We start from the raw sequence: 23,064 nt of genomic DNA, 5'->3' as shown, positions 1-23,064 counted from the left end.
CACGATTAAGAACTTGAAACTTGAAAAGTTTGCGTGTAATATTCAAGTAATCAATTGAATATAAACCAGGGAGTGGTGGGATGGATAATCAAACTCGTGCGTGGAAGGACGCAATATATGAACATTTTGGACGGATTGGAAAGGCACTGTCCAGTCCGCGACGGTTGGAAATATTAGACCTGCTATCTCAGGGTTCAAAAACTGTCGAAACACTCGCTAAAGAAGCAGGTATGAGTATCGCCAACGTGTCACAGCACTTACAAACACTCCTGCAAGCTCGATTAGTACAATTTGAAAAACAAGGGACTTACGCTGTGTACCGATTATCGAATGAAAAAATCTCGACGCTCCTACTTCTGATTCAAGAGTTAGGTGAAGAGTTGTTGGCGGAAATTCGGGTGTTGCGGGACGAGTTCCTTGTGAATCGCGATTTGTTTGAACCGATTACCCTCGACGAATTGAAGACAAGAATGGATATGGATGAGGTATATCTGATTGATGTAAGACCGAAGGAGGAGTTTGAGTACGGGCATATTCCTGGAGCTTTTTCTATTCCCGTAAAGGAACTTGCGGATCACTTATCAAGTATAGATACGAATCGTCCTGTAGTTGCCTATTGTCGGGGACGATACTGCATGTACGCGGTAGAAGCCGTTGAAATGCTTAGAGAGCATGGATTCCATGCCATACGCATGGATGAAGGTGTCCGTGAATGGAAACAAGAACCGCTTCATTGAACACTTTCTGAAATCATTGTTCAACAGTAGTGGAAAATCAATCAGGAAGGTGATTCAAGTGATCTTTCGACAATATCTACACTTCAATCCTGTTGCGGCTTCATACCTATTTGGTTGCGGTGGTCAAGGCAAAGGGGTCGTTGTTGATCCTCTGGAAAGCGACATTGACTTCTACATTGAGCAGGCGACTGCCGCTGGAATGAAGATTACACATGTTTTTGATACACACCTGCATGCTGACCATATCTCTGGCGGTCGCAAATTGGCTGAAAAAACAGGAGCCGAGTATGTATTACATCGGTCAGCAGAAACCAACTTTTCTTTTATGGGTGTCGATGATGGAGATGAAATCATTGCAGGGAATGTCGTTATTCGTGTCCTCCATACACCTGGACATACGCCTGAACATATTTCCCTGCTTGTAACAGATAGATCAAGAGGAGAGAAACCGTGGTTTGTGTTGACGGGACACACGCTGATGGTCGGAGACGTAGGCAGGACTGAACTTGCATCCGATATTGAAAGAGGCGCGTCCGATTTATTTGACAGTCTTGAAAAGTTTCTGATCATGGATGATTATGTAGAAATTTATCCTGGTGCCTTTTCGGGATCAGTCTGCGGTCGTGCGTTGAGTGGAAAACCAGCTTCGTCAATCGGCTTTGAGCGTCAGTTCAATAAGGGACTACAAATTCGTGATAAGACCGATTTTGTGACATTTATGACGAGAGATGTCCCTCCAAAGCCTGAGAATTTCGATGCAATACGCAGGGCGAACATGGGGTTCGAGAAATGAACAAGTTGGAACGGGGACGGTCACAGCCGTTCCCGCCGTTTTTATAGGGGGACAACGCAATGAGAGAACAGTCTATAAGGCTTGGGCTTCGACCTAACCTTGTGCAATTTGTTTTACTGGCTGTCAACAATGCATTTGTTGGGACGATGGTGGGAATTGAGAGAACCGTGGTTCCCATCTTAGGGCAGAAAACATTTCATTTGAATTCATTGGCTGTATTGCTTGCCTTTATTGCTTCATTTGGTCTGGTCAAAGGACCGTTAAATTTGCTTGCAGGCAGATTGGCGGATCGGTGGGGGAGAAAGCCCGTCTTAATCGCAGGTTGGCTTTTCGGACTGCCTGTACCCATTATGATCATATTGGCTCCATCATGGGCATGGATTGTCATTGCAAACCTTTTACTGGGAGCCAACCAAGGATTCGCGTGGTCGATGACTGTGACCAGTAAGATGGATCTGGTTGGACCGAAACGAAGGGGATTGGCACTGGGCGTGAATGAATTTAGCGGCTACATTGGTGTTGCGATCATCAGCACCGTGGCAGGGTATCTGGCTTCCGCGTATAGTCCGCGTCCCATTCCGTTCATCATGTCTGAGGTGATTGCGGTATGTGGCGGTCTAACCGCGCTCATTTTCATTAAGGAGACATTGCCATTTACCAAGTTAGAGATTCCAGTGAAAGCGTCAAATGAAGCGACACCATCGCTTGGACAGGTGTTTACATGGGTTAGTTTTAAGAATCGCACACTGTTTGCCTGTAGTCAGGCAGGACTGATTAACAAATTAAGCGACACCGCAATTTGGGGGCTTGTACCTATACAAATGGCAAGGGGTCATTTTACAGTTGCACAAATTGGGTTAATCGGCGGCATTTATGCATTCTCGTGGGGAATTCTTCAACTTGGTTCAGGAATCTGGAGTGACCATGTAGGGCGCAAACTCCCAATTGTATTCGGACAAATTCTAAACGCAATGGGAATTTTTCTCGTTCTTGTGGCACATTCATTAGCCATGTGGGTGATTGTCGCTTTACTTATGGGGTTGGGCACAGCATTGGTATACCCAGTGTTACTCTCCGCCGTTGGTGATGCATCAAATCCAGCATGGCGTGGCTCGGCTCTGGGTGTCTACCGCATGTGGCGGGATGGAGGCTACGCCGTCGGAGGAGTTTTATTAGGGTTCGGAGCGGATTGGCTGGGCATGCAAGACATATTTCTTATATTGGCGGCTGTTGTATTGTTATCTGGGATTGTCGTAATGGTGCTGATGTCGGAAACGCGGACAAGCGTGAACAAATCATAGCCTGATATCAATGAATTTATAGGATTCAAGAGGATTCCCTTGTAAAGAATGAGATTAGAAGTGATAACCAGGAGGTGGCTTTACAGTGATGTGGGGATATGGCAGTTGGGGCGGATTTGGAATGCTCTTCCCGATTTTAGGCGTGGTGATGATGATTGCGATGATGTACTTCATGGGGCGGATGATGATGGGACACAACCGCGACCACAATCATCGGCAAAGAGAGGACACATCGGAGTTGTTACGTGAAATTCAACATCTGCGGCGGGAAGTTGAGGATCTGAAGCGGGAGAAAGGTAAGGAGGATTTGTAATGAAGGATCTGGATAATTTGAATCGACAACAACTCCATTGGGAACAGGCTTTTGCCAAGAACAACGAGATGTTCGGAGAGTCTCCCAGCGATGCCGCTATTCGTGCCGCAGAAATCTTTAAGAGTCACAGTCAGGAACGGATATTAGAGTTAGGCGCGGGGCAAGGTCGTGACACGTTATTTTTTGCCAGAAACGGTTTTCAGGTGCATGTGTTGGATTACACCAGCGAGGGTACAGAGCGGATTCGGCAGAAAGCGAAAGAACAGGGGTTATCGGATCGCATTACAGTTGTTGAACATGATGTTCGGCAACCTTTTCCATTACCGAGCGGGTCTTTCGATGCTTGCTACTCACACATGTTATATTGCATGGCTCTGACAACTGACGAATTGGTCGCTTTGAATGACCATGTTCGACAAGTCTTGCGCCCAGGTGGATATAACATTTACACGGTTCGGCACAAGGGAGACGCGCATTATGGACAAGGGGTTCACCGAGCGGAAGACCTGTATGAAGTTGGCGGCTTTATTGTTCACTTTTTTGACCGAGCGAAGGTTGAGACACTGACAGATGGATATGAACTGATTGATATCCATGAATTCGAAGAGGGTGGACTGCCACGGAAACTCTATCAGGTCACGTTGGAGAAGAACAGCGTGGAGTGAAAGGCGAGACTTTGATTGGATAAATTAACGCGAAGGAGTCGTTTATGATGGAAGACTGCTGTCAAGTTCCAGCGCAAAAGGTGCAGGCTGATTCTCTGATCTGCCCTGTATGTCAGCACCAAGGAAAGAGCGTTCCGCTCATCACCCTGAAAGCCATGCTTACTCCATCCGTCCTATCTATCCTCGACCCGTCATCCTCCTACTCATTCTGCCCAAACCCAGCTTGTGAGGTCGTTTACTTCTCTCATGAACAGGTGTTCAACAAGGATGCAATTAAAGTTTCTGTCTATCAGAAAGACGAGAGTTCAGAAGTTCCTGTGTGTTATTGCTTCGGATGGACGCGACAGAGACTTATACAGGCGATAAGGCACAAAGAGAATCCTGCCCAGCGTATCAGTGAGCAGGTAAAAGCGAATCGCTGTGGCTGTGAGGTGAACAACCCACAAGGAAGTTGCTGTTTGGGTAATGTCACGACGTTTGTACATGGTTTGAATCAGTCACATAACTCTCCTGATGTATGAGTTTGCTTTGTTCCGTATAGGATGATAAGCCGTTGACTTTCCTCTTGTACCCTTCGTTCACGCGGCGAGAGAGTAGGCATAGGAGCATTGATGCGCAGACGTTTTCGAACAATCCTCGCTCCTGTGCCTGGTTTGCCTATTTGAGCGTCTCCGATCTGCTTCGAAGCATCTTCGTCTGTAATGGATAACACCTCCAAGGTCAGGGATAAAGGATGTCGGGAATAGTTGACATACAATAAGCCAGTGGAATCTGTACGGCTGTGGACAATCGGTCGGCGGATTTGACAACGAAGGCTCGGCGTAAGTTGAATATCACTCGAAGGGTGATGATATCCCCTTGGGTGGTATATTGGCTCAGTGTGCGTACCATCCGCTCCCGATCAGGCAAGGTCATGCGTTATTCCCTTCACCCACAAGACCCTGTACTCTCCCGCTCTTACTCCGCATCAGGCACGTCAAACTCCCGCAACGTCCCATTGTCATCGCCGATTCCGTGACCGCAGGCGCAAGTGACCACGCTCCCGCACATCTCGATTTGTAGTTTCCCAAGTTCCGACCCTTCTCTCCATTCAACTTCGCGAGTGCAGTTATTGCAGTGGATTACGAACATCTCTCAGACCTCCGTTTTCAGGGCTTGGTGGGGCAAGGAGATATCGAAACTAATCTCGCTCCCTTTCGCCTTCCGCCGTGTCTTTATCGGGATACACGAGGAACTGCTCCATTATCGATTGAGGAGGACGCTGGATTTCAGATAACGGTATGCCATTTGCCCTGCACCAATTGACCAGTTTTCTGACTTTCACCTTTGGAGACTTCGGGGTCAGGGGGACGGCATAAATCCCGTCTGGAATATCATCAGCATCAAATTCCTCAATAAGCCGCTTACGTTCTTCGACAAGCTCCTTCCAGGCAGTAACTTCTTGTAACACTCCGAGAATTTCATGATTCGTCAGATGGCTGAACAAGTGCTGGAATGTCCCATGATACCGCTCTTCATGTACTTGAATCTGTACATTGATAGATTGGAGCCTTTTCACGATGGCTTGGTGCTTTGCTACTTCGATCAACTCATGCCGTTCGCAGTTTTCATTGAAATCGGCGTTTTCCATGAATCCTTACTCCCTCAGATAACTTTTCAACTTGTTGATCACTTCTTGATGTCTCTGAAAGATGCGTTTTGTGCTGACCGCCATGGGGACATGTGTGTTGCAAATTGGTCGATTCAGCAACTTTACCCTATGAGATGGTCTGCCGTTTGACTGTTCCCGATTACTTCCCAACTTGTGTCCCCCGTTCCTGTCCCGCACCGAGACTACCGCACATCAACCTATTCGTTCACTCATTTTTCATCATGATAACTCAAGAATATTGATATGTAAAAATATGGTTCAATGATGTTTTGAACATAACTGTATTGGGGAGATGGGCGAGAGGGACAACAGATGGTTTTCTCGAACAGGTTCATATGGGCTATGAAAAAGACAATGGGTGATGACGGTGATATCACGCCATTTTCTGAGGGGATGTGGCTTTTGAGATTCGTGGAGTGGTGAGTCACAAGCAATTGCTAAAAGCACAACAAATCTGAAGGTGGGTATCGAACCTGCCGTGTTTCACGTTATCATTGAACTCAGGTGCGAACAGTTTAGTGGAACAGAGAAAGGAGTGACAACTAATAAAATCCATTACTTTATGTTATCGGGAATTTGGAAATCCCCTCGATGTATTAGAAATAAACTATCGAGAAGATACACTGCTCAATCACGACGAAGTATTAGTTCGTATGAAGTTTAGTCCAATCAATCCTTCGGATTTAATACCGATTCGCGGTGCCTACAGACATAGAATTCAATTACCAGCAATACCAGGGTATGAGGGCGTAGGCGTTGTTGAGGAGATCGGTTCGTCCGTATCATGTTCTCTATTGGGAAAACGGGTCCTTCCTTTGCGCGGGGAAGGGACTTGGCAACAATACGTAAGGACATCAGCTAAGTTAGCAATTCCAGTTCCTGGTGACATAGACAACGAAACTGCGAGTCAAACGTATATCAATCCCATTACAGCATGGCTCATCTGCACAGAAGAATTACGATTGAAATCCGATGATGTCCTGGTCGTAAATGCGTGCGGATCGGCGATAGGACGAATATTTGCTCAACTTTCCAAGCTCTGGGGTTATCGACTAATCGCTTTAGTTCGAAATGACAGTTCGACCGAAGAGCTACTGTCGCTGGGTGCTTGGGCAGTCCTAAACACATCCAAAACACCCATTCGCGAAGCCGTTAAAGAACTAACGCATGGTATCGGAGCCAACGCAGGTATTGATAGCATAGGCGGAGTGGACGGGCATGACCTGATAGAATGTGTGCGCCCTAATGGTACAGTGTTGAGTATCGGTCTCTTATCGGGAGTGCCACTGAATTGGGAGCAAATCTCGCGAGATTATCGACATGTTACAGTGAAACCATATTGGCTCCGACGATGGATTGAAGGCGTTTCTGATACTCGATGGCATCAAGTCTTCCACGAAGTATTTACGTTAGTTCAAAAAAGGCAGTTGTTGATACATCCAGCCCGATCTCGGTTTAGGCTACAGCAATATCAGAGTGCAGTCAGAGAAGCTGAACTGAATGGTCGTAAGGGCAAAGTGCTCTTTGCCTCAGATGATTAAATGAACCCTGATAGGTAGCCATGTCTTGTATATGAAGCCGCAGTGATTTCAAGGAAAAATATTGCAATGCGCTCAACTGACCTGAAGGAGAAGGGAACGGATCACGGAAGCCATTTATGGAAACCAGAATCCTGTTCAACACATCAGTGAGCAGGTTCAGGCGGTCGTTGTGGCTGTGAGGTCAATAATCCCCAGGGTAGTTGTTGCTTGGGGAATGTCACGGCATTCGTTCGCTCCATCGCTGACTCAAAGGCAAGAAACGAGATCGAACGGGAAATTGGCACTGACCCAGAGTTGAAAGCATCAATTGATAGAGCCAAACAAGACATCGCGGAGGGGCGCGTATACTCAACAGAGGAGGCTATAGAAATGTTGCAACATGGAGAATTTGAGTAATGACCGAACATTGGTTTCAGGCGCATTCTGGTGGATTGTTCCCGTTTCCCTCCCCCCCACAAATAACCTCTATTTACTTCTGCTCGACACAATCTTTCCAATTGCCCAATCTCCTTCGATAAAGGGGAGGCATAACACCTCCCCTTGTATTTAGGCACTCATCTTACGGCATTCGTCCGCGCATTTCTTGCATTCTGTAGCGCAAGCTTGACAGTGCGGATTTTGATGTTTGGCACATTCAGTCGCGCAGGCATCGCAAATCGTGGCACAAAGCTGGCAAACTTGTTTGGCGAACTGGCTATCGCGAATCATAAAGGATTCCGCCATTTTGCAGATGTCAGCACAGTCGCGGCATAGTTCCACGCATTTGCCCATTTGAGACATATCCATCCGACAGCATTCTGTGCAGTTTTTCTCACATGCCTCGTGACATTGGTGACAGGCATCGATGCACGCTTGGAACTTACTCGTCGCGGTCATTGTCATTGACATTCTGAATCATCCCCTTTGGAGTGGAATTGTTGTGCCATCGGATAGTGTTACCAGTGACTCTCCGCCTATGTATAGCATGCTCAGTTCGTTTCATATTTTTCCATAGTCATCTCGTTGTATATTGACAGGGAGGGGGTGGGGGTGTATGGTGATTACATAATGCATACGGATAGGGGGTATACCTATATGGCGACGAAAAATGTTGAATTGGTCATTGAAGGCATGCACTGTGCTTCGTGTGCTCGTGCGATTGAAAAGGGTGTCTCGCGACAAGATGGCGTAGAAAAGGCGGAACTGACCTTTGCCACTGAGAAACTACACGTTGCCTTTGATCCCAAGGTCATCGGCGTTAAAGATATCAAAGAACGTGTCGAGAAGATCGGATTCAAGGCACTTCTTGAGAGTGAAGTTCAGTCACGTGAAGAAGCGCATATTCGCGAACTCAGGCAAAGCAAACGCCGACTCTTCATTGCATGGATATTAGGTATACCCGTGATTCTTTTGATGATTGCCCTTTGGATTTTTCCTAATTTTCACGTACTGCCCTTTAACCGTGGGAACGCATGGTTTATGGCGATTTTCACCACGCCAATCGTCCTGTACGGTGGGTGGAAATACTATGTTGGCGCGTATCAAGCGATACGTTACGCTCGAACGGTTACAACTGATGTGTTGATTACCATTGGGGCGTTGTCGTCGTATCTGTATTCGATTGGAGCATTGCTTTTGCCAGGAAGCGCGGCGACGTATTTTGATACGGCGACTCTGGTTGTCGCTTTTATTTCAACGGGTAACTACTTAAAGATTCGTGCGACCTATCGGTCGTCGGAAGCCATTCGTTCACTTGTGTCTTTGCAGGCACGATTTGCCCGAAGTGTGCGAGATGGCGTTGAGCAAGAAATCCCTATCGATCAAGTTGCTGTAGGGGATCTGATTCGCGTCCGCCCAGGAGAACGAGTACCTGTGGACGGTGTTGTAATTGGGGGATCATCTTTTGTGGACGAAGCGGCACTGACAGGGGAAAGTAAGTCCGTTCGAAAGGAAACGGGTACTGAGGTTTTTGCCTCAACGATGAATCAAAATGGTTCATTGCTTATTGAAGTCACGAAGATTGGTCGAGAGACGATGTTGTCTCAAATCATTCGCCTGGTTGAGCAAGCCCAAACGTCTAAAGTCCCAATTGTCGAATTTAGTGACCGTTTAAGTCGGGTCTTCGTCCCACTGGTTCTCGGTCTTGGAGCGATTACCTTTATCGCTTGGTTGGTCTTTTATACAGGCGAATATCGACTGATTCAAGCCATCTCTCATATGGTCGCTGTACTCGTAATTGCTTGTCCTTGTGCATTAACACTCGCTCCTGGAACTGCCGTGATGGTGAGCACAGGTGAAGCCGCAAAACGTGGCATTTTGATTAAAAACGTCGCATCGCTCGAAGCCGCGCACAAGCTAAAACATATTGTCTTCGACAAGACAGGCACACTCACTGAGGGTAAGCCATCGGTGACATCTGTCATTGGTGAGCATGTTCTCTCATTGGCTGGTGCGGTAGAACAAGGATCAGAGCATCCATTAGGTCGAGCGATTGTCGAGCACACAAAAAAGCAGGGGCAGGGACTTCGAAATGCAACTGACATTGAAGCCCTGCCAGGACGAGGAATCGTTGGTACAGTCGATGGCAAGCGTGTATTCGTCGGAACCACGATACTGATGACGGATCAAGGGTTTATTATCCCCCTGCCACTCGCGAAGCAGAAGCAAGAACTGGAGAACCAAGGGCATACCGTCGTGTGGGTCTCAACAGATGAAATTCTTGGACTGATTGCGGTTCGTGACAACATAAAGTCAGAAGCGAAAAGTGTTATCGAGAGCCTTCAACAGTCGGGTATCACGGTAACGATGCTGACGGGAGACAATCGCCACACAGCAACAGCCATTGCCAAGGAGCTTGGTATTGATCATGTCGTGGCAGAAGTATTGCCGCAAGATAAAGCACAAATAATCAATGAACTCCAAGAACAGTACGGGCTTGTTGCCATGGTCGGTGATGGGATTAACGATGCACCTGCATTGGTGCAAGCAGATATCGGCATTGCCATGGGAACAGGCACCGATATCGCCAATGAAGCCTCCGATATCACGCTGATACACGGTGAGCTTGGGCAAATTCCATTCATGATTGAGTTAAGTCGTAAAGTCTACCGAACGATCCGACAAAACTTCATCTATGCGTTCCTATTCAATGGCATCGGTCTTCCGTTTGCGGGGTTGGGGATTTTAGGACCTGTCGTGGCATCAGCCAGCATGGGGGTTAGTTCCTTCATCGTTGTTGGCAATTCCATGCGTTTAAAAGCGCGGTTAAAGGGAGTGGATCAGCGTGCAAGAGTTACCCATGGTGGAAGAACAGGAGAGACAGGAACACATCTCGAAGTGCACTAAACGTTTATCGGTTATCGAGGGACAAATCCGTGGCGTGAAGAGGATGATCGAGGAAGATGACAGCAATTGCGTCAACATTTTGACGCAAATTTCCAGCATTCATGAGGCATTGCGTGGGGTAGGCAAAGAAGTCATGCGAAAATACCTGAAAACCTGTGCCACGAATGCCATTCAGAGTGGGGAAGACGAGGTATACGACGAACTGATGAATGTGATCTATAAGTACGTGAAGTGAAAGGGTGGTCATAGGGGCTTGGGAGGCGAGATAACACTTACCTCCCCACGGTCCGTAGGTGATTTCTGGGATTTCTACCCTCGGTTCATATCAATGCCTCAATTAAGATACTACATGTGCCCAAACCGTCATCAAATACAGTGTCGTGACTACGATATAACAAGAGGCTTGGGCGAAGCCTTCGACGGGGGGGGATGCGAACCCCTGTGCCCGATAAACCCTGTAATTACAAATGTGACATATGGGCAATATTTACAAGGGACATAGTGACGATTTGCTTACAACATTCTTGGTAGACGAACTTGTCTTTGAAAGGTGTTACTTTGATAGACTGGGTTTCGCACAAAAATGCATTGGGACTGAAACTTGCGAAGAACGAGTGCATCATTATCTACCCAGCTATCAATACTGTCACGTATCCCAATCCAATTTCGTCTTGAATACAATGAGGAATCATCACTCGTTCTGTTTCGTTGAATTGAATCCTCAATTATCTCACCCTTGTTCTGTGTCGTGTTGTACCCAGGGGATTAAGATATTTAGTGGACAAAGGTGCTTATGCTCAGATTTTTACAGTTCAATCACGGACATGCGTTTAGTTTTTTCAACCTCATTTTTCATAGAAAAATGTCGATTGGTGCAGTATAATGCGGGTATATGAATTTTATCGGACAGAAAGTGTCTCAGGGCAAACCAGTGGAAACGCTGGGACGCAAAGCCATGGGTCTTAGGGCATGGATGCCTATGATTGCCAGGTTGCCACTTCAAACATATTGTTTGCTTGAAGGCGGCTCTGTAGTAAAGGGGTCGCCTTTAACACTGTACGGGTGACGAGGTGAAGGGAATGGCACAAGAAAATACAATATATAAAATAAATGGTAAAAAACCCCTTCGGGGGGGGGGGGGGGGGTATAACCTACCTGATAAACCATATAATTACAATAATGTAAATGAACATAAACCGCAAAGGTTGGAAATAGATTTAAGACAAGCTTTGCAACGACAAGAGTTTTTTCTTTGTTATCAACCAAACGTTGATTTGATATATGGAAAAATCACTGGTGTTGAAGCGTTAATTCGCTGGAAACATCCAGAAAAGGGACTAATCTCTCCGATTGATTTTATTCCTCTGGCGGAAGAGACAGGGCTGATTTTACCGATTGGGGACTGGGTGTTAAGAATGGCTTGCAAACAACACCAAAAATGGAGAGAAGCTGGTCTTCCATCCATGACTATGGCGGTCAATGTTTCTGGTCGCCAGCTTCAGGACCCCACCTTTGTAGAACGCATTCAAACCATTTTGCACGAAACAAAATTTACGCCTAATTACTTAGAGATTGAGATTACTGAGAGTACCATGATGGATGTCCATCGCGTCCTCCCAGTCTTGAAAGACTTGAAAAGTACTGGTGTCCGCATCAGCTTAGACGATTTCGGAACAGGTTTTAGTTCCTTGCTCTATTTGAGAGAATTCCCAATCGATCAAATTAAGATTGATCAATCATTTGTTCGAGATTGTACGGTAGATACGAAGGATGCAACAATTATTCAGGCAACTATTGCGATGGCTCACCAGTTGAAACTCGATGTCGTTGCTGAAGGATTGGAAACCAGAGACCATCTGATTTTTCTTCAACAGAATCTCTGCAATAAAGGTCAAGGATATTTCCTCAGTAAGCCTCTGCTTCCAGATGAACTCGAAAGAAAATGGGAAGAAATTATAAAGGTTGTTCACCTCGAAGGAATTCCTCAAGAAGTATACAGGGGAAAATGGTTGGAAGATGAGTTGGAAAAGGCTCGCCAAGAATTACGAGATACCATTCGGCAACAACAAGGGATGATTTTTAAGTTTATTAAGAAGGACGAGAAATTTATCCATACTCTGTGTGATGGAGAATTAGTCCATCGAATTGGCTTGATTCCTGAACAAATTGTAGGTAGGGAATTAACGGACTTCCGCAACTTTGATGATGCCCAAAGAAAGCTTGAATACTATCGGAGAGCTTGGGCGGGTGAAGATAATGTTACATATGAGGCAGAATACAATGGCGTATGGTATTTGGCATCTTTGCGCCCGATTCGTAGAGGTGGACAGGTTGTCGAAGTCATTGCATCATGCATTGATATTACTGAGCGTGTAAAGAAAGAACAAGAAATTACTCGTCTTACGGAACGCCTCATCGAACAAGAAGCGAAATACCGATTGATTGCTGAGAATTCGGATGATTTTATTATCATTTTCGGTGTGGACGGCACAATTCAATATAGTTCACCGTCGCATGACAGGCTACTTGGAATATCAACTGCTGAAAGAGAAGGCACACCTGGGTTCACCAGAGTGCATCCAGATGATCTTTCCTATACGAAGCAATTGCTTCATAGGGTCATTTGTACGAAAACTGCCGCGAGCGGTGAGTGGCGGTATATGAAGGCTGACGGTTCTTATATCTGGGTGGAGTCGCTTGCGAGTCCGATTTTAACTATAGATGGTGAAGTGAATAGGGTATTAGTTGTAGCTCGTGAAATTTCGGAACGCAAGCAGACGGAAGATATTATACGCAAATCGGAACGGCTTTCCGTTGCTGGGCAATTAGCCGCAGGCGTTGCACACGAAATTCGGAATCCACTCATGTCCATTAAAGGATTTACTCAACTCTTGAAAAATGGGGGAGAGAAGCCGTTGTACACCGAGATGATACTGTCTGAAATTACTCGGATTGAGCATGTCGTGGATGAATTCTTATCACTTGCCAGGTCTCATGTCCATCAAGTCAAAGAAGTTGATATAAAGATTCTGCTGGAAGAAGTGCTGACGTTATTCGGCACACAAGCCACCTTGAAAAGTGTTGAAATCGTTGATGAGTATGATACGAATTTGCCACACATACCCTGCGATGAAAATCAAATCAAGCTGGTGTTCATCAACATTCTTCAAAATGCCGTAGAAGCCATGCCAGACGGAGGAATTCTTAAAATTGAAACGAGGTGGCTCAATTCAGCTTCGATCCGACTCCGATTCATCGATCAGGGATGCGGCATCACTGAGGAACGGTTGAGGCATATTGGAGAGCCATTTTACAGTACAAAGGAGAAAGGGACGGGATTAGGACTGACGATCAGCCAAAAAATTGTCCATGAACACGGAGGAGCAATTCGTATAGATAGTGTTTTAAATCAAGGAACCATCGTCGATGTGATTCTACCCGTTAAGCACACTGTAGTATCTTGAACGCTGACACCCGATTTACTTACTAATAGTAAGAACTCGCAGGCAAACCTGGACGTAAGTCAGGGACGCAAAACCACGTATCTAAGGGCGAAAGTAGTCTATGATTGATGGGTTGCCGAGATGATCTCGTATTCGCCTCTCTAAACATTCGTTCAATAATAAACATCAAAATGGGGCGGCACTCCAGATGAACTTGACGACAGTTTTCAAGAAATTCTTCCAATCGAAAATTCTTCACTTACGACGACCCAGGGAAAATGTACCCACCATGGAGCGGTCTATTGTATCAATGGTTTCCAAAATCATGGCGCGTCCGATGGTACATGGAACAGTTTATTTTCGTAATGGAAACGTCATCGTCACTGATCCGAAACATGATGGAGCCTATGCCACCATCATTGTTCCTGAAACGCCTCTGATTCAAGTTTTTATGGACGGGGAACAAGTTTACGGTGAAGTGGTTGTCAGTGAGTCCCATTCAATTCAGGTGCAAGTTACGAGTGTCGAACCCGCCATTTCATATAGAGCGGTTGTATCAGAGGATGAACTAAGCGTGGAGGTACAGGCGAGCGTGGTAGAAGGTGTAAACTTATGCCTTGAAGATGTCGAACCATGTAGACATTTGGAGTTTGTGATGGAAGAGACCCATCGTCATCCAGAACCAATGCCTCAAGAAGTGATTTTAAATCTCCTATCCAAACATGGGTACACTGGGACGATTGATTATGCGGCAGTAAACCGCCTGTGTCACCCATCGAATCATCAAGAAGAAATCGTTCTTCGTGGCGTTTTACCCCAAAAGGGATTGCCTGCGAAATTCAGAGCATCTGCGGCATTGAGCGTGGAGCATGACCCAATTCTTCACACAAGCAGATTTTCTACGGTTTCGATTGGAACGACCGTTGCGGTGCTGGAACCTGGGACTAAAGGAGTACCAGGGATAAATGTGTATGGCATACCCATTGAAGCGAAGTATGATGGGAAACAGACGACCCTCAATTTCGGACGCGGTGTTATCAACGTCAATGGGGATATTGTCGCCATTCGAGATGGTAGACCGCGATACACAAAACAGGTCGTCGATGTCGTTCCTGAGCTCATCTTTGAAAAGGATATCTCTATAGAAGATGGTGAAGTCCAGTTTGATGGCAATATCATTGTGAACGGTTCCATTCAAGAAGGGGCAGTTGTTAAGGCATCGGGGCTAATTACAGTTTACGGACATATTGAAAAGTCTTCTGTTTTTTCTGGGGCTGGAGTCGTTGTTCAGAACGGGATTTACGACTCAAAGTTAGTTTCGGGATACCAGCAATTTCATTATGAGAGCCTGCTCAATCTAATTGCAAAGCTCGTTCCTGAACTAAAGCGATTCCAAGAAGAACACGCATTGATGGTGGAACATGTCACGAAACGATCTGATATGGCTGATACGTTGTCAAGGATACCCTCAATTTTATTTGAAAAACGGCACACAGCGTTAGAACACATGCTGGCGACGCTTGTGGATGAAGATTCAAATGAGTTGTCTGGCTTCGACAGTGCCTATCAAGTATTGAAAGAGTTGGTCGAATCCAAGTGGAGTGGTGAGAGTCGTTTTAAAGTCTCCGACAGTGACATTAAGACCCTTTTGGGCAAAATCAAAGCTCTTGATAAGGAAATCAGGGGACTGCCACAAGAATCCACGATTATACGAGCTACAAATGTTGTATCCAGTTCATTGCAAAGCGTCGGTAACATTATCATTACTGGGAATGTTGAATCCAGCACATTGGAGAGTGGGAGAACGGTTTCGATTCGAAAAGGGTTGCGGGGTGGGTTTGTCACAGCAAAAAAATCCGTGTACGTATCTGAGTTGGGGACTCCTTCTGGAATAGAGACAAGTGTTCGAGTGGAAGACCAGAGTGGATTTATTCGTGCAAAGGTCATCCATATCAACACATTGGTCGAAGTAAATGGGAGACGAAGCCGTGCATACAACACGGAACGGAATGTTCGGTTTGGAGGCGTTACATATGATTAACGTGGTGATTGTTGATGATCAGATCGAAATCGCAAAGATACTCTCGTATCTTTATGGGTTGAAAGACGATATTGAGATCCTTGGCGTTGCACAAAACGCTGAACAACTGTGGCAACTCGTATCTGACAAAGACGTGGATGTTGTTTCTCTGGACATTCAATTAGACAGGGAAAATGGTCTCGAACTTTGTAGATTGCTTTCTGAAAAATCCCCAAATATATTCATTGTGATGTGTTCGGTAGAGGCAACAGAAGAGAATAAGAAACTGGCTAAAGAAGCGGGTGCTTCTCACTTTTTAGCCAAGCCAATTGAAATCAAGGATGTTTCTGAAACACTGCGGCTGTTCTTAGACCGAAAGAACAGGTTAAGCGAAGACAGGTCTCCGCTTACGGAGGAAAAGCTTGACGAGCTATTTGGGGCGGTGAGAGACAAGCCAACTTAACGAAAGTCAGTACGCAATAAAATGGGCAGAAAACTGCCATGTGTTAGTCGAGTTGTCTGGGGAGGATACAGGTATGAGCCTGTTGTATGGTGATTCATACGTTGAGGTTTTTAAGTCAATCATTGAGCAAAACCCTGATGCCATTCTTGTCCTATCTGCGAATGGCACAATCTTAGAAGTGAATCAAACCGCAACAGACCTGTTTGGCTACACAGAGGAGGAGGTTCAAGGACGCTCCTACCAAGAGATGACCTTCCTCGGACATTTTCAAAATGGCGTTAACCGATGCTTTCATGAGACACTACGAGGGATTCCAACAGCGTATCACGCCGATACTCTTCACAAAAATGGCACGCCCCTGCATCTACTCGTGAAACTCATCCCGTTAATCGTTGAAGAGAAATTGGTCGGGGTCTTCGCTGTCGTCAAGGATTTCACTGAGAAAAAACGGTTGGAGAAGTCATTGAAGGAGAGTGAAGAGCAATACCGATTGATTGCTGAGAACATGACGGATCTTGTGTGCGTCTTAGACTTGAACGGAGTCGTACAGTACGCTTCACCGTCCCACGAGTCTATTTTAGGTTTCACGCCTGATGTTTATCAGGGGAATCCTGTCTTTCATATGATACATCCAGATGATATTTCGCATGTTCAGGGAACGTTTATGGAGATGACTCAGACCAAGGAAAGCAATATGGTTGAGTTTCGCCACAAACATAGAGATGGTCATTGGGTATGGATGGAGACGAAAGGGAGACCTGTTTTTGATGAAGAGGGGAATGTTCTTCACTATCAGACTGTAACCAGAGATATTACGGAGAGAAAATTGTTCGAAGAAAAACGCGGTCACATGGCATATCACGATACCTTGACAGGTCTCCCAAATCGACGGCTGTTTAAAGAACGGCTGGAACAGTCCATTAAAGAGGCAGTGCGACATGGGCAAAAGATGGAAGTAATGTATATGGATATGGATAAATTCAAACAAATCAATGATGCATTTGGTCAAGATGCAGGGGATGAATTTCTCCAACAATTTGCTGAAAGAGTACAGGGGTGCCTTCGAGAGAGCGATACGTTGGCTCGTTTTGGCGGCGACGAATTTACTGCCCTTCTTCCTCACATTGAGGAGGAACACGATGCCCTGGGCGTAGCAAACCGAATTCTTGCCTCTCTTCAGACTCCATGGCAGATTGGAGAGCACGTCTTTGAGATGACTTCCAGCATTGGTATCGCTTTTTTTCCTGCGGATGGAACCACCAGACATGAGTTGTTGAAACATGCCGATCAAGCGTTGTATGAGGCGAAGGAGAGTGGCAGGAAGAATGTAAAGATGTACGCATCATGCAAATAGAGGGAATCGGAAGGTGAGGGCTAAGTGTGAAGAAAAAACGTGAGGGAGAGCTTCATTCGTGGATGATTGTTGTCAAATCCCAGGTACGGCAGTTGACCTGATATTTTGCCCTGTATGCCGTCAAAAGGGGAAACGTGTGCAACTTATTACGCTGTAAGCTTTACTTATGCCGTCAGCCTTGGAACCCCTTGATTCCGCGCTGTCCTATGCATTCTGCACGAATACCAACTGCTCTGTCGTCTACTTCTCTGATGGGCAGTCGTTCGACAAAGATGCGCTCAAAGTGCCTGTGTTTCAAAAAGATAGGGGTAATGATGTTCCAGTGTGCTACTGTTTCGGATGGACAAGGGAACGGATTATGAAAGCCATCCATGAGAACCAGAATCCTGTTCAACACATCAGTGAGCAAATTCAGGCGGATCGTTGTGGCTGTGAGGTCAATAATCCGCAGGGGAGTTGTTGTTTGGGGAATGTGATGGCGTTTGTTCACTCCATCAGACACGAGATTGAACAGGAAATTGAAAATGACCCAGAGTTGAAAGCATCAATTGACAGAGCCAAACAAGACATCAAGGCAGGGCGTGTTTATTCCACCGAGGAAGCCATAAAAATGTTGGAACACGGGGAATTTGAACGATGATTGAAGTGTGCGGTGGTCGATTCGACCGCGTTCCCGCAGGGGAGTAGTTTGGGGGATGTGATAGCGTTCGCTGAAACGATGTTTGAACGTCAGTCCCTTGCAACTTTTCCCATTCACCAGATCGTTGGGACCCGACAGGAGGGTTGAAATAGTGACTGACCAAAACAACGACTCAAACCATAACACGAGATGGATTCTGGAACGCCCAGACGACAGGAACACGATTCGCATCATTGGCAATGTCTACACCACGGTATCTGAAGATGAATTCACGGATGCATTCATCGAGTGGCTGGAAAGTAAAGGGTGGAGTTTCTTCGGTCGGACGGTTGAACTTGGCGACGATGACGATGACAGCGAAATTCTCGACGGCATTCTGCCAGATGGAGCCTTTGACGACGCGGAAACGGAATAGGCTATGAATGGATGAAAAAACCAAGGGTTGTAGGTAAATACAGTGCGTTCACATCGCCTTCAAGTCGAATGTTCGTTAAATTTTTATTCAGTAAACGCAAGGGAGTGCTATCGGATGTCGGTGGCTCCCTTTTTGAGTTCTTGGGGGGTATAACGCAATTAGATTTGTGGTTGAAGTTCGAGATACATTTTGAAACATGTTTGTGAGTTGTTTCGTCTAACGAGTGTGAACTTACACAACGAGGGGACGAAATAATGAACGGACGGAAAAGCATTGCTTTATTTGGTGGAGTCGGAATTTCAATCGTGACCTTAGTGGGTTGTAGTACAGTCAATCACGCATTATCGTCATCAGGTTCTGCAAACACTGCTTTATCTAATCAAGCTACGACTACATCTACAGCGGTCAAATTTCCTTCAAATGAGACGTTGAATAACACAACCTCTTCCAATCAACCAAGTCGTATGGCGAACACATCAATTCAAACAACATCATCGGGTTCAAAAATTAACGTAACATCCTATTCGAGTTCATCGGATGCAGTAAATGCCATAGCGAATATTGAAAAAAGTTTTGGTCAAGTGAACCCGTCAGGTCCGCCTGTTGATTTAGGTTCGGGAATTAAGGCTGATTTTTCGGGCGGAGCAGGGACATATAGCTACAAATGGCACGAAGGGAACTGGACGATACTTTTTAAAGGCTGGGGAGATAGCTCTCTGGGTAGCCAAGTAGCAAAAAGTGTGGTGGCGTATTTGCATACACACATGCTCCCTGCTCCAGAGACAAAAGGTGTAATTACCATTGTACAGCCGAGTTCGTCGAATAACCCCGAGGTTTCACAAAACACCGTTGCTTGGCAAGTAGCGAATCATGTATACACTCTGAAGGAAAATGGCGATCCATTGAAGGCTCTCGAAACGGTCGTAGGCGGACAAGGGAATCAGAACCCAAGTAATAAGCCTGCAAAGGTACAGGTTTCAGCAACACCAAACCCAGCTAAAGTAGGCGAGGCGATAACGATTCATGTGAAACTACTTACAGCGAGTGGGAGCGGTGTATCTCATTCAAGATTTACACTGAACGTGCCTGATCATATAAATATGGGGACCGTGTACACAGATTCGAATGGTGACTTTACAACCACAGTTAAATGGAATCAGCCTGGGAGTTATAAAATTACAGCAGGGAATGGCAAGGTTAGTTGGCACACATTCATAACGGTCAAGTGATGTAAGGTGTTCGTGGAAAATCAGGAAGTTCAATAAACAGTATCAAAAAACCTACATGCTGGGGACTCGTGAAACGGCGAGTCCTTTTGTGTTGGTGAGAATTACGTGACCGCAGGTGTAATTCTGATTTGTCTATTTCAGAATTCGTGAGAACGAGTTCTCTTGTGTCAGCAGGATTGGGTTAAGAGTTGAATTTCGATTTTGACCGAACCGTTTGTGGTTTTGGTGTGTATATAGGGTGAAACAATAAGAAAGGGGGATGTGAGTGGTAAAGCAGATTTCCGAACAGAATGCGCGTCGGTTATTTGATGAACACAGTACGTATGTTTTTAAAACCGCATACCTGTTGTGTAAATCAAAGACACTCGCAGACGACATTTTGCAAAAGACATTCATTCAGGTCTTTCGTAAGTATCACATGTACGATGCATCTAAACCATTCAAGCCGTGGTTGTATCGCATAACGGTAAACATCGCGAAGAATATGATACGCAAGCAAAAGTGGCTGTTAGACGTGGATGAGTCACAAGAACGGCTTGATCCGAACGAGCGTACACCGATCGAACAATTGCTACAGGATGAAATGACGGTTGTCATAAAGAATGAACTGGACAAGCTCAGTCTTAAAAGTAGAGAGGTCATCATCTTACATTTCTACACTGGATTAACCCTCACAGAAGTTGCCGAGTCACTCGGCATTCCAATTGGAACCTGCAAATCGCGGCTACATACCGCATTAAACCAGCTTCGAAAGCAGTTGAATGACAACGATTTTTTTGAGTTTGAAGCACGAGGAGGGCTTACATGAAATCAGACATTCAGCATTCATTAGAGTCAGTTGTGAGTAATGTCGAACCATCCGTGACGTTCGAGAAGGTGTGGACTCGATTCAATCACGACGAGAGAATGAATAAGCGTTCGTTGAACAAGTATCTACGTCGTGGGGTGGCTTCCGTCGCAATCGGCGTTCTTGGACTCATAGGTAGCGGTTTAGGACTCTCGCTCATTTCGTCAAATATCGCCTACGCAATGGATAAAACTCCAATCATCAATCAAGTCTACGATTGGTTTGGTGATCCAGGTTTAAATCAAGCAGGTGTATTTACTGACAAAGTACACATTTCATCTACAGACCGAGGAATTACTTTTACTGCCACCGATGTTTATGACGATCAAGGTCGTGTGGCGTTAGAATATCAACTCAATTCGCCGAGTGGAGCACTTGGCAAAACCGCTATTGCGCCTAACATGGACTTTTACATGAATGGGAAACTGCTAAATATGACAAGTGGCGGGGCGGCAGGAAGTGTATCAAATCGGGAATGGCACGGAGTAAATGAAATTTTCCCTGAGTCAACAAACCAAACATTTCCAAAGAATTTTGACCTCCAAATCGTAATCCATCAGATCGGTAACACGCACGGTTATTGGGAAGTCCAGGTTCCCGTTTCTGGAACAAAGGAGTTCCATAATACGACAACATATACACCGAATGTAACCAAAACGAGTAATGGGATTGCATTGGGTATCGACCAAGTGAGTATTACCCCAGCTACAGTTGTGGTCGATTATCATTACACGATTGAGCGCGGACAAAATGTGCATCTGTATTTGAATGGGTCGTCGGGAAAAACGGTAATGATTCCTGATCTTGCTGGACCGACACACAAATCATTCAATGGAAATAAGGAGACAGTATACGGTTTTTCAGTGTTTGAGAAACCCATAAATTTCGGTAAAGGCATTAAAATTCTACCCGAAAACGATCCCGCACCTGCACCTGGAGCCACGACCAGTCCAAGTATTGAGCTTCCGAGTTTGGATATGATCATACCATTAGGCTAATCTCCTTGAAATACCCATGATATAGTCGGATTCGACTTTCTTCAAAACTGGCTGGTGACTACGGGGGGATTAGACAGTGGCAGTCTACAGTGTCATTCAAAAGACGAATTGTCACATTCGACATCCTGGCTCCGTCTAACTTTATGAATACATTTAAATGGCAACCAGAATGACAGAGGAGACGATTTACTTGAAACATAAGGCTGGCTTGATTGGTGTTGTAGCGGCAGGGATTGTTGCTGTAGGTCTAACCCCAATCGTAGCTTTTGCAGATAGCAGTTCTGGTTCTCACACCACACCTGCTGTTGGAACTCCAGCACCAGAGACTCATTATGCGTCAACTACAATCAAAATGACGGGCGGGGCAACGCTTACTCCACAGCATGTGGTCGCCAATGATCCCTGGTCTGAAAAACCGACGAGTTGGCTTCCAATGTATTATTTGCAAAAAGAATTGAAATCCGTCGGCGTTCAAACAACATGGGATGGAAATACGCTGGATGTGACCTCAGTGCCCAGTGGGTGGAGTGAATACACCTTAAATGAGCCAGTGAAGGGTACAGCCCCAGCGGGACAGATGCAATTTTCCATGGGAGGCAACCAGCTTGAATATGTGAGGGCACCAAAGTTGGTCACAAAAGATCCTGCCAGTGGTGAACAAACTACTTATGTTCCTGTTTACTACGCCAACCTGTTTCTTGCAAATCGACTTTCGATGTTCGCAAAGTGGAGCGGGTCAACGTGGAATCTGTCACCGCAGGATGTTACTGGTGTAGCGAGTGGTTCCAAGACTGCAACAACCCAAGATTATCAAACGCTGAACACCGTGAAATACTCAACTTCAGAAACGAGCAAGATTGACGCTTTATCTAAGCAACAGGGCGTAAAGGTTTATATACCAAGTAAAATGGGTGGTCCCAGTGGTTGGTATGTTCCAGGAACGCCGAATGGTTCAAACCATGTTGTTGTAGTTCCGTTTGAAGACATGTCGTTCTACGAAGCTTCGTCTTGGACTAACCTGATTGGTTACTTCTCATCTGCCAATGAAAAGCCAGCAATCGATAAGGGAGGAAGCTATACGCTGATTGGCGGCGCACATGGACAGTGGTACACATTTAAGTACACTGACGGCGCAAGGTTTGATTTGTTTGCTTTGCAAGAGGGAAACACCTGGATTGGTATCGAACCTAATCCAGCGAAATACACCATATCCGAACTTGTTCAGGCGGTAGCAGAGACGTTGCAACCCGTGTAAAAATAGAGCATTGGGAAAAGGCGCGGTCAGGCGATTTGGCATCGACCGCGTTTGCTCCCAAAAGGGTATTTGCCT

At 45.7% G+C, this 23,064-nt stretch carries 22 protein-coding genes, 1 pseudogene and 2 riboswitches; of the genes and pseudogenes, 20 read left to right on the top strand and 3 right to left on the bottom strand.

What is annotated here, in order from left to right; translation table 11 throughout:
* Window positions 1-80 precede the first annotated feature (80 nt).
* The 6 genes from JC200_RS09720 (at window position 81) to JC200_RS24440 (ending at window position 4,330) form a co-directional block, all read left to right on the top strand.
* A complete protein-coding gene (locus tag JC200_RS09720) occupies window positions 81-737 on the top strand; it encodes an ArsR/SmtB family transcription factor (RefSeq protein ID WP_274436058.1) in 657 nt (218 codons plus the stop codon).
* Window positions 709-1,530, top strand: a complete 822-nt coding sequence (locus JC200_RS09715; protein ID WP_274436057.1) for an MBL fold metallo-hydrolase — start codon at window positions 709-711, stop codon at window positions 1,528-1,530. The genes JC200_RS09720 and JC200_RS09715 overlap by 29 nt, the downstream gene beginning before the upstream one ends.
* Window positions 1,531-1,589: 59 nt before the next feature.
* Window positions 1,590-2,831: an MFS transporter gene (locus JC200_RS09710; RefSeq protein ID WP_274436056.1), complete on the top strand. Its 1,242-nt coding sequence runs from the start codon at window positions 1,590-1,592 to the stop codon at window positions 2,829-2,831.
* Window positions 2,832-2,916: 85 nt separating this feature from the next.
* Window positions 2,917-3,144 carry a hypothetical protein gene (locus tag JC200_RS09705; RefSeq protein WP_274436055.1) on the top strand — a complete coding sequence of 76 codons (228 nt, stop codon included), beginning with the start codon at window positions 2,917-2,919 and terminating at the stop codon, window positions 3,142-3,144.
* A complete protein-coding gene (locus tag JC200_RS09700; RefSeq protein WP_274436054.1) occupies window positions 3,144-3,809 on the top strand; it encodes a class I SAM-dependent methyltransferase in 666 nt (221 codons plus the stop codon). Before JC200_RS09705 ends, JC200_RS09700 begins: the two co-directional genes overlap by 1 nt.
* 44 nt (window positions 3,810-3,853) lie before the next feature.
* On the top strand, window positions 3,854-4,330 hold the full coding sequence (locus JC200_RS24440; RefSeq protein ID WP_443111888.1) for a putative iron-sulfur cluster-binding metallochaperone: 477 nt from the start codon (window positions 3,854-3,856) through the stop codon (window positions 4,328-4,330).
* A 436-nt stretch (window positions 4,331-4,766) separates the two neighbouring features.
* Here the strand turns inward: JC200_RS24440 and JC200_RS09695 are convergent, their stop codons facing one another.
* Window positions 4,767-4,940, bottom strand: coding sequence for a hypothetical protein (locus tag JC200_RS09695; RefSeq protein WP_274436053.1), 174 nt, complete (start codon window positions 4,938-4,940; stop codon window positions 4,767-4,769).
* A 49-nt stretch (window positions 4,941-4,989) separates the two neighbouring features.
* Complete coding sequence (locus JC200_RS09690) at window positions 4,990-5,439, bottom strand: hypothetical protein (protein WP_274436052.1); 450 nt, start codon at window positions 5,437-5,439, stop codon at window positions 4,990-4,992.
* A gap of 566 nt (window positions 5,440-6,005) precedes the next feature.
* Between JC200_RS09690 and JC200_RS09685 the strand changes: the two genes are divergently transcribed.
* Together JC200_RS09685 and JC200_RS24255 are read left to right on the top strand one after the other, a co-directional pair.
* Entirely contained in the window at window positions 6,006-7,001 is a 996-nt protein-coding gene (locus tag JC200_RS09685) for a zinc-dependent alcohol dehydrogenase family protein (protein WP_274436514.1), read from the top strand.
* Between the two features lie 127 nt (window positions 7,002-7,128).
* Window positions 7,129-7,244: pseudogene (locus JC200_RS24255) on the top strand (putative iron-sulfur cluster-binding metallochaperone); the annotation flags it as partial.
* Window positions 7,245-7,547: 303 nt separating this feature from the next.
* Here the strand turns inward: JC200_RS24255 and JC200_RS09680 are convergent.
* Window positions 7,548-7,709, bottom strand: a complete 162-nt coding sequence (locus tag JC200_RS09680; protein WP_274436513.1) for a four-helix bundle copper-binding protein — start codon at window positions 7,707-7,709, stop codon at window positions 7,548-7,550.
* A gap of 366 nt (window positions 7,710-8,075) precedes the next feature.
* On the opposite strand from JC200_RS09680, the gene JC200_RS09675 reads away from it, so the two are divergent.
* The 12 genes from JC200_RS09675 to JC200_RS09615 all read left to right on the top strand — a co-directional run bounded on the left by JC200_RS09675 (window position 8,076) and on the right by JC200_RS09615 (window position 22,989).
* Window positions 8,076-10,325, top strand: a complete 2,250-nt coding sequence (locus tag JC200_RS09675; protein ID WP_274436051.1) for a heavy metal translocating P-type ATPase — start codon at window positions 8,076-8,078, stop codon at window positions 10,323-10,325.
* Window positions 10,326-10,368: 43 nt separating this feature from the next.
* Window positions 10,369-10,560: a metal-sensitive transcriptional regulator gene (locus JC200_RS09670; RefSeq protein ID WP_274436050.1), complete on the top strand. Its 192-nt coding sequence runs from the start codon at window positions 10,369-10,371 to the stop codon at window positions 10,558-10,560.
* Window positions 10,561-11,237: 677 nt separating this feature from the next.
* A riboswitch (cyclic di-GMP riboswitch) is annotated at window positions 11,238-11,324 on the top strand.
* Window positions 11,325-11,404: 80 nt separating this feature from the next.
* Entirely contained in the window at window positions 11,405-13,789 is a 2,385-nt protein-coding gene (locus JC200_RS09665; RefSeq protein ID WP_274436049.1) for an EAL domain-containing protein, read from the top strand.
* A gap of 31 nt (window positions 13,790-13,820) precedes the next feature.
* Window positions 13,821-13,909: riboswitch (cyclic di-GMP riboswitch) on the top strand.
* A gap of 67 nt (window positions 13,910-13,976) precedes the next feature.
* Window positions 13,977-15,809 (top strand): FapA family protein, encoded by a 1,833-nt coding sequence (locus JC200_RS09660; protein ID WP_274436048.1) that lies wholly within the window; start codon window positions 13,977-13,979, stop codon window positions 15,807-15,809.
* Complete coding sequence (locus JC200_RS09655) at window positions 15,802-16,251, top strand: response regulator (RefSeq protein WP_274436047.1); 450 nt, start codon at window positions 15,802-15,804, stop codon at window positions 16,249-16,251. Before JC200_RS09660 ends, JC200_RS09655 begins: the two co-directional genes overlap by 8 nt.
* 73 nt (window positions 16,252-16,324) lie before the next feature.
* Window positions 16,325-17,605, top strand: a complete 1,281-nt coding sequence (locus JC200_RS09650) for a diguanylate cyclase domain-containing protein (protein ID WP_274436046.1) — start codon at window positions 16,325-16,327, stop codon at window positions 17,603-17,605.
* Window positions 17,606-17,771: 166 nt separating this feature from the next.
* The gene (locus JC200_RS24435) at window positions 17,772-18,245 is read left to right on the top strand and encodes a putative iron-sulfur cluster-binding metallochaperone (protein WP_443111887.1); all 474 of its coding nucleotides are present in this window, start codon (window positions 17,772-17,774) and stop codon (window positions 18,243-18,245) included.
* A gap of 151 nt (window positions 18,246-18,396) precedes the next feature.
* A complete protein-coding gene (locus tag JC200_RS09635; RefSeq protein WP_274436045.1) occupies window positions 18,397-18,660 on the top strand; it encodes a hypothetical protein in 264 nt (87 codons plus the stop codon).
* Between the two features lie 254 nt (window positions 18,661-18,914).
* Window positions 18,915-19,889, top strand: a complete 975-nt coding sequence (locus tag JC200_RS09630) for a hypothetical protein (protein ID WP_274436044.1) — start codon at window positions 18,915-18,917, stop codon at window positions 19,887-19,889.
* 265 nt (window positions 19,890-20,154) lie between these two features.
* Entirely contained in the window at window positions 20,155-20,697 is a 543-nt protein-coding gene (locus JC200_RS09625) for an RNA polymerase sigma factor (RefSeq protein WP_274436043.1), read from the top strand.
* Window positions 20,694-21,734: a DUF4179 domain-containing protein gene (locus JC200_RS09620; RefSeq protein WP_274436042.1), complete on the top strand. Its 1,041-nt coding sequence runs from the start codon at window positions 20,694-20,696 to the stop codon at window positions 21,732-21,734. The genes JC200_RS09625 and JC200_RS09620 overlap by 4 nt, the downstream gene beginning before the upstream one ends.
* Window positions 21,735-21,924: 190 nt before the next feature.
* The gene (locus JC200_RS09615; protein ID WP_274436041.1) at window positions 21,925-22,989 is read left to right on the top strand and encodes a hypothetical protein; all 1,065 of its coding nucleotides are present in this window, start codon (window positions 21,925-21,927) and stop codon (window positions 22,987-22,989) included.
* The last annotated feature ends 75 nt before the right edge of the window (window positions 22,990-23,064 follow it).

The organism is Alicyclobacillus sp. ALC3 (assembly GCF_028751195.1).
Lineage (GTDB): Bacteria > Bacillota > Bacilli > Alicyclobacillales > Alicyclobacillaceae > Alicyclobacillus_L.
Note: the sequence above shows the minus strand (reverse complement) of the source record. Positions and strands in the feature narration are given on the sequence as shown.

What these genes read in the sequence shown, in the direction of transcription:
- JC200_RS09720 (WP_274436058.1), top strand. Translation starts at nt 81, where the DNA reads ATGGATAATCAAACTCGTGCGTGGAAGGACGCAATATATGAACATTTT.
- JC200_RS09710 (WP_274436056.1), top strand. Translation starts at nt 1,590, where the DNA reads ATGAGAGAACAGTCTATAAGGCTTGGGCTTCGACCTAACCTTGTGCAA.
- JC200_RS09700 (WP_274436054.1), top strand. Translation starts at nt 3,144, where the DNA reads ATGAAGGATCTGGATAATTTGAATCGACAACAACTCCATTGGGAACAG.
- JC200_RS24440 (WP_443111888.1), top strand. Translation starts at nt 3,854, where the DNA reads ATGATGGAAGACTGCTGTCAAGTTCCAGCGCAAAAGGTGCAGGCTGAT.
- JC200_RS09695 (WP_274436053.1), bottom strand. Translation starts at nt 4,940, where the DNA reads ATGTTCGTAATCCACTGCAATAACTGCACTCGCGAAGTTGAATGGAGA.
- JC200_RS09690 (WP_274436052.1), bottom strand. Translation starts at nt 5,439, where the DNA reads ATGGAAAACGCCGATTTCAATGAAAACTGCGAACGGCATGAGTTGATC.
- JC200_RS09680 (WP_274436513.1), bottom strand. Translation starts at nt 7,709, where the DNA reads ATGATTCGCGATAGCCAGTTCGCCAAACAAGTTTGCCAGCTTTGTGCC.
- JC200_RS09675 (WP_274436051.1), top strand. Translation starts at nt 8,076, where the DNA reads ATGGCGACGAAAAATGTTGAATTGGTCATTGAAGGCATGCACTGTGCT.
- JC200_RS09670 (WP_274436050.1), top strand. Translation starts at nt 10,369, where the DNA reads ATGATCGAGGAAGATGACAGCAATTGCGTCAACATTTTGACGCAAATT.
- JC200_RS09665 (WP_274436049.1), top strand. Translation starts at nt 11,405, where the DNA reads ATGGCACAAGAAAATACAATATATAAAATAAATGGTAAAAAACCCCTT.
- JC200_RS09660 (WP_274436048.1), top strand. Translation starts at nt 13,977, where the DNA reads ATGAACTTGACGACAGTTTTCAAGAAATTCTTCCAATCGAAAATTCTT.
- JC200_RS09655 (WP_274436047.1), top strand. Translation starts at nt 15,802, where the DNA reads ATGATTAACGTGGTGATTGTTGATGATCAGATCGAAATCGCAAAGATA.
- JC200_RS09650 (WP_274436046.1), top strand. Translation starts at nt 16,325, where the DNA reads ATGAGCCTGTTGTATGGTGATTCATACGTTGAGGTTTTTAAGTCAATC.
- JC200_RS24435 (WP_443111887.1), top strand. Translation starts at nt 17,772, where the DNA reads ATGCCGTCAGCCTTGGAACCCCTTGATTCCGCGCTGTCCTATGCATTC.
- JC200_RS09630 (WP_274436044.1), top strand. Translation starts at nt 18,915, where the DNA reads ATGAACGGACGGAAAAGCATTGCTTTATTTGGTGGAGTCGGAATTTCA.
- JC200_RS09620 (WP_274436042.1), top strand. Translation starts at nt 20,694, where the DNA reads ATGAAATCAGACATTCAGCATTCATTAGAGTCAGTTGTGAGTAATGTC.